Annotated in this window: 6 protein-coding genes; 3 read left to right on the plus strand and 3 right to left on the minus strand. The window is 61.2% G+C overall.

The annotated features are described in order from the left end of the window. Positions 1-170: 170 nt before the first annotated feature. The 3 genes from adh (at position 171) to VN623_RS01235 (ending at position 2,852) form a co-directional block, all read left to right on the plus strand. The gene (gene adh, locus VN623_RS01225; protein ID WP_414653141.1) at positions 171-1,691 is read left to right on the plus strand and encodes an aldehyde dehydrogenase; all 1,521 of its coding nucleotides are present in this window, start codon (positions 171-173) and stop codon (positions 1,689-1,691) included. Positions 1,692-1,775: 84 nt separating this feature from the next. Continuing rightward, entirely contained in the window at positions 1,776-2,171 is a 396-nt protein-coding gene (locus VN623_RS01230; RefSeq protein ID WP_325567284.1) for a DUF779 domain-containing protein, read from the plus strand. Between the two features lie 81 nt (positions 2,172-2,252). Continuing rightward, positions 2,253-2,852, plus strand: a complete 600-nt coding sequence (locus VN623_RS01235; RefSeq protein WP_325567286.1) for a cysteine hydrolase family protein — start codon at positions 2,253-2,255, stop codon at positions 2,850-2,852. Between the two features lie 61 nt (positions 2,853-2,913). On the opposite strand, the gene trxA is transcribed toward VN623_RS01235, so the two are convergent. The 3 genes from trxA to addB form a co-directional block, all read right to left on the minus strand. Then, the gene (gene trxA, locus VN623_RS01240; RefSeq protein ID WP_325567288.1) at positions 2,914-3,246 is read right to left on the minus strand and encodes a thioredoxin; all 333 of its coding nucleotides are present in this window, start codon (positions 3,244-3,246) and stop codon (positions 2,914-2,916) included. A 93-nt stretch (positions 3,247-3,339) separates the two neighbouring features. Then, positions 3,340-6,924: a double-strand break repair helicase AddA gene (gene addA, locus VN623_RS01245; RefSeq protein WP_325567290.1), complete on the minus strand. Its 3,585-nt coding sequence runs from the start codon at positions 6,922-6,924 to the stop codon at positions 3,340-3,342. After that, positions 6,921-8,882: double-strand break repair protein AddB (gene addB / locus VN623_RS01250; RefSeq protein ID WP_325567292.1), on the minus strand; the 1,962-nt coding region annotated here is incomplete at its 5' end. The genes addB and addA, both read right to left, overlap by 4 nt.

Consider the following 8,882-nt stretch of genomic DNA (forward strand, 5'->3'; position numbering starts at 1 on the left):
AGTACAAGCTTCGTTGCGCCGCTTGCTGGCTGAAAGTCATACAATTCGGATCGGCAACTGCGCGCCCCTACTAAGGGACAAGACAGCGCCCCTGGCGAGGCTCGGTGCGTCTGGGCTATAAATGAAGAAATACCGAGCCCCAACAGGCCTTTTCCCGGAGGAGATACGCCATGCAACATGTAGCTATGGACAAGTTGAAAGGCCGGCAGGTCATCAAGCCGCGCTACGATAATTTTATCGGCGGCAAATGGGTTGCTCCTGTCCGCGGACAGTATTTCACGAATGTCACCCCGATCACCGGCCAGGCAGTTTGCGAAATCGCACGCTCGACTGCTGAAGATATCGAACTTGCACTCGACGCGGCGCACAAGGCACGCGATGCGTGGGGCCAGACGTCGGCCGCAGAGCGCGCCCGCATCCTGAACAAGATCGCCGACAAGATGGAGGAAAATCTCGACGTGCTGGCGCTTGTCGAAACCATCGACAACGGCAAGCCGATCCGCGAGACGACGTACGCCGACCTGCCGCTCGCCGTCGACCACTTCCGCTATTTTGCCGGCTGCATTCGCGCGCAGGAAGGCTCGCTCTCCGAGATCGATCACGACACCGTCGCCTACCATTACCATGAGCCGCTCGGGGTCGTTGGCCAGATCATTCCGTGGAACTTCCCGATCTTGATGGCGGTGTGGAAGCTCGCGCCTGCTCTTGCCGCCGGCAACTGCATCGTGATGAAGCCCGCCGAGCAGACGCCGATGAGCATCATGGTGCTGATGGAAATGCTCGCCGACATTATTCCGCCCGGCGTCCTCAATGTCGTCAACGGCTTCGGCGTTGAAGCCGGCAAGCCGCTTGCCTCGAACAAGCGCATCGCCAAGATCGCGTTTACCGGAGAGACGACGACCGGCCGCCTGATCATGCAGTACGCTTCGGAAAACATTATTCCCTGCACGCTGGAGCTTGGCGGCAAGTCGCCGAACATCTTCTTCGCCGACGTCATGGATGCCGACGACGAATACTTCGACAAATGTCTCGAAGGTTTCACGATGTTCGCACTGAACCAGGGTGAGGTCTGCACCTGCCCGAGCCGCGCACTCGTCCAGCGGTCGATCTACGAGAAGTTCATGGATCGCGCCTTGCAGCGCGTCGTGAAGGTGAAGCAGGGCCATCCGATGGATGCCACGACGATGATCGGCGCCCAGGCTTCGAACGACCAGCTCGAAAAGATCTTGAGCTACATTGAAATCGGCAAGGGCGAAGGTGCCCGTGTTTTGACCGGCGGCAAGCGTGCCAACCTCGGAGGCGAACTTGCAACCGGCTACTACGTCGAGCCGACAGTTCTCGAAGGTCACAACAAGATGCGCGTGTTCCAGGAGGAAATCTTCGGACCCGTTCTGGCGGTGACGACGTTCGAGAATGACGAGGAAGCCCTCGCGATTGCAAATGACACGCTCTACGGCCTTGGCTCAGGGGTGTGGACTCGGAACGGTACGCGCGCCTATCGCATGGGCCGTGCTATCAAGGCCGGTCGCGTGTGGACGAACTGCTATCACGCTTATCCGGCGCATGCCGCGTTCGGTGGCTACAAGCAGTCGGGTATCGGCCGTGAAAATCACAAGATGATGCTTGATCACTATCAGCAGACGAAAAACATGCTCGTCAGCTACAGCCCGAAGGCGCTTGGCTTCTTCTGATGTTCGCTGAAGTTTAGAAATTGAGGGCATGCGCCATTACATCTGGTGCATGCCCTTTTCTACTTAGCACTTTTGAGGAATCCAATGGTCGATCGCGTGACGGCAACGCTGGATACTTTGAGCCTGATCAATAAGCTCGAGGTCATTCATGGCCCGCTGCTTTTTCATCAGTCCGGGGGCTGCTGCGACGGCAGCTCGCCGATGTGCTATCCGCGTAAGGAATTCAAAGTCGGCGCCCAGGACGTCTACATCGGCGAAATCGGTGGCCAGCCGTTTTACATGGGCAAGTCGCAGTTCGAATATTGGCAGCATACGCACCTGATCATCGATGTCGTGCCGGGCCGCGGCTCAGGATTTTCGGTTGAAGCACCGGAAGGCGTGCGCTTCCTGACGCGGTCGCGCGTATTCAGCGACGCCGAGTCCGATGAACTCGACACGATGGGCCCACCGCCGACAGGCGTCGATCATCCGCCTCTCTGAGCCGATTTCGATTTTTTGGAGATACAAGACGTTCCCCTCCTCTCAAGGGAAGGGGGTCGTCGAATGCAAAGGAACCCGACCATGCCTGCATCGAAGACCTTACGCGAAATTACCGGCATGGGGCATACGCCGACGACGGTCGGCAAATCCGCGCTCGTCCTCATTGATTGCCAAAATACCTATCGCGAGGGCCTGATGCAGCTTGAGGGCGTCGAGCCGGCGCTCGTTCAATGTCAACGGCTGCTCAACCGCTTCCGCGATGCCGGCCGCCCAGTTATTCACATTCAGCACGACGCGGGCGCGGGATCGCCTTATGACCTGAACGATCGCATCGGCGCCATCGCCGATGTCGTGAAGCCGCGAGCAGGCGAGCCGGTCGTCGTCAAGAATTATCCAAGCTCTTTCGAAAAGACGAACCTTGATGAGGTGCTGAAGGAATTCGGAGTCGAGGAAGTGACGCTTGCCGGATTCATGACGCACGTCTGCGTAAATTCGACGGCGCGCGCCGCGTTCAATCATGGCTACCGCGCCACGGTCGTCGGCAATGCCACGGCAACGCGATCGCTTCCCAATCCGACTGGAGGCGTCGTCTCTGCCAAGGATTTGCACGACGCGAGCTTGACGGCGCTTCACGACATTTTCGCCGTTGTCGTGCCGGCCGCCGATGGACTTGCGAACTGACCGCGCCAAACAAAAAGCCCCGCGCAAGGCGGGGCTTTCCAATTTTACGATTGTCGGCTGCTTAAACTTCAGCCGCGACGCTGGAATTGATCCAATCTTCGAGTTTCTTTTTCTGCACGATCGCGCCTGTGTGCTGCGCCGCGACCTTGCCGCCCTTGAAGATCAGCAACGTCGGCATCGCCCGGATGCCGTACTTCCCCGTAATCATCGGGTTCTCGTCGACGTCGACCTTCACGACCTTCACCTTGCCCGTCAGTTCCTTGGCGACCTGATCGAGCGCCGGCGCCATGGCTTTGCAGGGCCCGCACCACACGGCGTGGAAATCGACCACGACCGGCTCGTTCGAATTCAAGACTTCCTGCTCGAAGCTTGCATCTGTGACAGCGTTAGACATTGATAATTCTCCATTTACGGGCTCGGACACCGGCCGATCCCGTTTCGACGCCGCGCGTTGAAAAGAAAACCGAAAGCAAAGGTAGGTACTGCGTTAGGTAGCGTCAAGGCTTGCGACATCTAGGTCCCAGAGGCGTTCGGTATAGCTGTCCAGCAATTCCGTAGGTATCTCCATCAAACGCGGGCCATCCGTCCACAAAAGCGCCGCCCGAACCAAACGCCGCGGATAGATCTCAGCAAGCGCCAGCCGGTAGGCCGCCAGCTGGTAGAGGTAGGCGTCGGCGACAAATCGAACCTCAGACGGCGGCGGCCGATTCGTTTTGTAGTCTACGATCAACACGTGATCGTCCGTTACAGCGAGCCGGTCGATCTGCCCGGAAAGGTCGAGTCCCGGACCCTTGCCTCGGGGGCGCGGAATGACGGCAGCGATTGGAACCTCTGCAACGCTATTCGGACCGAAAAGCGCGGCGAACCCCGGTTCGGTCAGAATCGCCAGGGTTTCGCGAACAATGCCGGCGCGCGTCTTTGCGTTCAGTACCTGGCCGCGCTTGTCGATGAAGGCTTTTGCAATCGTCTCGCGCTGGGCTTCGGGCACGGCCGGCAAATGCTGCAAAAGCGCGTGTGTCAACGTTCCGCGCAAGAATCTGTTCTCGACATTGCCCGAGAGCGGAGAAGGGCCGTCATTGGTCGCGGCAGCGTCGCGTTTTGCCGGCATCAATGGCTCGCCTTCCGCGTCGGGCGCGTAAGGCTCGAGCCGGGAAGGCGCCAGCGGTACCAAAAGTTTTGGCTCGGGCTGAGCAGGATGCGTTGCGAACGCCGGGCGCTCCTCCTCTTTCGGCTGACGGCTTTTTTCCTTTCGCGATTTCTCTGGGTCGGCGGTCTGCCGCGTTTCGTTGCGCCAAACCAACTGTCCATCCCCAAGATCGACTTCGGTGAGGCCGGGTTTCAGCGCATCGAAGATCAGGTCATACCAGCATCCGTCCGCACGCCCACGTTTGCCTTCGAAACCTGCGATGTAAAGGCGATCGCGCGCTCTCGTCATCGCAACGTAGAGCAGGCGATTGCGCTCCTCACGATCGCGCTCATCCCTTTCGCGGCGCGCCGTCTGGACATGATCGATGCGCGTCGTGCCTTTGACCGTCCACACGACTGGATCCGGCAAGCCGTCCGGACGCGTGAGGTGAGAGAGCTTGACGATGCCAGCCGTCGAATTGCCGCCCGAAGCGATTGTGCACGTATCGGGAAGGAAAACGATCGGCGCTTCGAGGCCTTTGGCGCCATGCACGGTCATCACGCGCACCTCATTACGGCCGTGATCCATGTCGCGTTTCACTTCCGGCTCGCTGGCGCGGAGCTTGGCAAGGAACTGCGTCAGCGACGGCGGCGCGCCGTCATCGAAGCGCAGGGCCAGGTCGAGAAATTCGTCGATGGCATCCGCCGCTTCCGGGCCGAGACGCGACAGCATCTTTTCGCGCCCGCCATCGCGATCGAGGATGCTTGAAAAGAATTCGAAGGGCGGCGTGAAGTCGGCCTTGGCCCGCCAGCGCTTTAGCGTTTCGACGGCGACTTTATAGGCTGGCTTCGCGTCAGCGTTGTCGAGCAGCGCACCCCAAAGGGTCTTCGTTCGTCCTGGCGCAATCGCCAGCAGATCGTCATCGTCCAAACCGAACATCGGGCCCTTAAGCACCGTCGCGAGCGCCAGATCGTCTTCCGGCAACGTCAGAAAATCGCCGAGTACGATCAGATCCTGTACCGCGATCTGATCGGTCAGCGCGATCCGATCGGAGCCCGCTACGGCAATGCCACGTCGTTTCAATGCGGCGACCATCGGCACGGCGAACGGATTGCGCTTGCGGACGAGGATCAGGATGTCACCGGCGCGGATCGGGCGATCTTCCGAAATCAAGCGTTCGTCCCCATCGATCCAGCGCTTGATCTGGTCGGCGATGCGGTCGGCCAGCCGATTGGCTGGCGAGCGCTCGCTCGTGTCGGAGAGCGGCGCCCACGGATCGGCCGATACGGTGTCATCCGGTTTCTCGGTCGGCCAGATTTCGACGAGGCCCGCCTGCCCAAAACGGTTCGCAGCGTGAGGGACGAACCGGCCGCTGGCGGTCAGTCCCGGGGTGCGGATGGCATCGCTAAAAACCTGATCCACAGCTCCCAAGATAGGTGCGACCGTCCGAAACGACAGATTGAGCGACACGGATTTCCACTGCATCAGCGCGCTAAGTGCCAGCCCCTTGAAGCGGTCCCCCGTCTCGGCAAACATCTTTGGCGCCGCGCCCTGAAACGAATAGATCGACTGCTTCTCATCGCCCACCGCAAATACTGTTCGGCAAACGGCGCTTGTGCCGGTTCCTGCGAAGAATTCGCGCACCAGGCTCGAAACGATCTGCCACTGCTCGGGGCTCGTGTCCTGCGCTTCGTCGACCAGGATGTGGTCGAGACCGCCGTCGAGCTTGAAAAGCACCCATTGCGCCTCGCCATGCTCTCCGCTGAGCAGCGACGTCGTCTTCAGAATGAGGTCATCGAAGTCGAGCGCGCCGGCCGCGCTTCGCGCATCGGTGTAACGCTGCAGCACGGCGCCCGCGAGCCTGTAAAGCGCCGCAGACGCTTCGATCAGCATCAGTGCCTTGAGTTCTTGCGACAGGTCGAAAAATCTCTGCTGAGCCTGCTGGCACCGATCGAGAAGATCGTGTCGCGTTCGTCCGACCGCCGCCGTCATCAGGTTTTTGCGCTTCGCCTCTCCTTTTTCGACGAGGAAATAATCGGACAATTTGTCGGCGCGGGCCTGGGCGTTGGCGAGCTTCACGGCTGACCGAAGAAGATCGGCATTTTTTTCATCGGTTGTGGTACCGGTCGATAGGGCCGCGCAAATTTCGCGTATGTCGTCTTTGGATAAGACGCCAGCGCATTCGCGGTGAATCTCCGCACAGTCAATACCCGCGCGAACCTTGAGGCTTTGGCGCAGAAAGCTTTCGATTGTGCCGAGCGCATCTTCCGCCTTGCCGAACGCCTGCCCGCTAATAGCTTCGAGCCAACGCCGCTCCGCGACGGCGTTCGAAATCAGCGTATCGAATTGCGCGTCCGCGGCGTAGCGCACCACGACATCGAGTGCTTTGCCAAGCGACGTCGACGGCGCGGCGGTAGCTTCAATCAGTGTTCGCTCGATCGCTTGAGCCTTGAGGTCACGCGCCGCATCTTCGTCGAGGATCTTGAAATCCGGCGGCACACCGGCCTCGAGCGGAAATCTCTGCAACAACCGCTCGGCAAAGGCATGGACCGTCTGCACTTTGAGGCCGCCGGGCGTTTCGATGGCGCGGGCAAAGAGCGTCCGAGCGAATTCTATGTCAGCGTCGGAGACACGAGTTCCCATTACATCGCCGAGTTCTTTCCTGAGCGTCGCGTCGTCGGCCGTCACCCATCCGGCCAGCCAGTCGAAAACGCGCTTCGACATCTCCGAGGCGGCGGCCTTCGTGTACGTGAGACAAAGGATGCGCTCCGGCGACGTACTAGCGAGCAGAAGGCGCAGCACGCGCAACGTCAGAACGTGCGTCTTGCCGGTGCCGGCGTTGGCGTTGACCCAGGCCGAAACATTGGGATCGGCGGCGTCGCTTTGCGCTCGGTCGGTGAGCTGCCGGAGAGCATCGGCGGGTAGCTTTTTGGTTTCGAGGTTCATGGCGCCGCCTCTTCATCGACATGCGCCGACCATTCCGCGACGCGCGCCAAGTGCGCATAGGCGTCGTAGTCGTAGCTGTAACCCGGCCGGCGTATCGCCCGGTAAGGCGTGGTTGGGTTGTCGAATTCCGCAATGAGACGTTCAAGTCCGAGGCGCGCTGTGTCTGCAAGTCCGGCGATATCATCGGATCGAACGAGCCGTTCTTCACCGGGCGGTTCGCCGCCGGACGCCCGGATGTAGCGCAGGGCTTCGACAGAACGTCCCGAGAGGTTCGGAAATCCGCTGTCACCGAGTGCGATCGCGGCTTCGAGCGGCAGCTGCGGCGCGCGCCCGCCTTTGACGGCTGCATCGTTCGGCATCATGCCGGTCTTATAGTCGGTGATAACGAGAGCCGCGCCCTTGTCGTCGATCCGGTCGGCTCGCGCCGACAACGTGAACGGCAATGTGCCTGAGCCCAGTACGAGACTGCCTGTCGTCTCTGCAAAGACGGCGCGAACGCCGCCGCGCCGCTCTTCCTCACCATCCGCGAACCATTTCAGGAAGCGCTTCAGTCGCGGCAGCCAGAAAGCGGCGACGCGTGGGTGGCCGGTATAGCTTTCGAGTACCGCGCTCGCGATCTTTTCGAGTTCGGCAAGCGGCTCGGCAGGCAGAGTAGTCGGAAAGGTCTTTGCGAACTCGCGCAGCACCTCATGCACGAGGCTGCCGCGCAAGCTTTGATCGGGCGAAGCGCCGAGCGGCGGCAATGGTTCGAGCTTCAGGATGCGGCGGGCGAAGATCGCATAGGGGTTGGAAATCCAGCGCTCGATTTCGGTCACGCTCAACTTACGTGGACGAAGCACGACGGCGGGCGTCGGCGCCGGAGCCTCGATTTTAAGGTGATGCTTGATCCGGTCGCGTGCGCGCGCCCAAGCGAGCCACGGCTGATCGGGCTCGAGAACGTTCGCAAGCTTCATGCCCTTGAGCAGCGCCGTCAGCCGCATCAGCCAGCGTGATGGCACGGTCGGAACACCGTCGACCTTTCCGGCGCGCGTCAGATATACGGTCTTGGCCCCGAGGAGCGATACGAAATCGTGCGCCGCGCGGCCGATCTCTTCTTCTGGCGACGGCAGGCCAAGATCGCGGCGCATTGGGCGATTGAGCCAGGCGCCGGGCTCGGCCGCTTCCGGCCACGTGCCTTCGTTGAGCGAACCGAGGACCAGAATATCCGGCTGCTGCAAACGCGCCTCGAACGGCCCCCAAATCGAAACGCGCGGATGTACCGCCGTTCGCTCGCGAACATTCTCGCGCGACAGCAGCGTCGCATAGAGATCGGCGTAGTCGGCGGCGCGCAAATCGACGCTCGGCGTCTCCGGCGCCAGAAGCTCGGCGAAGAAACGCGTCGCGGTTTCTCCGGCCTCGCCTTGCCAAAGCGGATTTTGCGCGTTTGCCGTAGCAACTTCACTCTCCGGAAGAACGGCCAAAGCTTCGGCTGTTGCCGCGTGCGCCCGTGCGAACGCCGAAAGCGCATCGTTGCCGCCGGCGGCGTAGAGTTTCGACAGCGGATCGAAGGCCGCCGCGAGGCGCGCGACCAGTTCGCGGGCGCCGTCGCAGTCCTCTTTCCAAAGCCGCTTCGCCGCCCGATGCAAAGGCTTGTTGCCCCCCGCCCGGTCCCGTTCGGCATTATCGAGTGCGGTGGCGATGCCTTCGAGGCCGCGCCCGAGATAGGGCGCACGAAAGGCGCTGATTTCGAGGGCGCGCGCGTAGCGGCGAATGTCAAATGCCTGGAAGCCGATCCTGCAGAGCGGATGACGCAGCAGCGCCATCGTTTCTGCCGGAGCGAAATCGCTAACGGCAGCGCCGATGACGAGCGTCAGGAAGGCGCCCGGCACAGTCTTTGCGAAGGGCCGCCCGGCGCTGTCGTCGACGCGAATGCCCCAGGCTTCGAGCCGGATCGCGACGCGTCGCGCCAGCAGCCGGTC

This window comes from Hyphomicrobium sp., assembly GCF_035572195.1.
In the GTDB taxonomy this organism is placed as follows: domain Bacteria; phylum Pseudomonadota; class Alphaproteobacteria; order Rhizobiales; family Hyphomicrobiaceae; genus Hyphomicrobium_B.

Bases quoted from the DNA above. Each gene is read 5' to 3' on its own strand.
- adh (WP_414653141.1), top strand. From the start codon at position 171: ATGCAACATGTAGCTATGGACAAGTTGAAAGGCCGGCAGGTCATCAAG.
- VN623_RS01230 (WP_325567284.1), top strand. From the start codon at position 1,776: ATGGTCGATCGCGTGACGGCAACGCTGGATACTTTGAGCCTGATCAAT.
- VN623_RS01235 (WP_325567286.1), top strand. From the start codon at position 2,253: ATGCCTGCATCGAAGACCTTACGCGAAATTACCGGCATGGGGCATACG.
- trxA (WP_325567288.1), bottom strand. From the start codon at position 3,246: ATGTCTAACGCTGTCACAGATGCAAGCTTCGAGCAGGAAGTCTTGAAT.
- addA (WP_325567290.1), bottom strand. From the start codon at position 6,924: ATGAACCTCGAAACCAAAAAGCTACCCGCCGATGCTCTCCGGCAGCTC.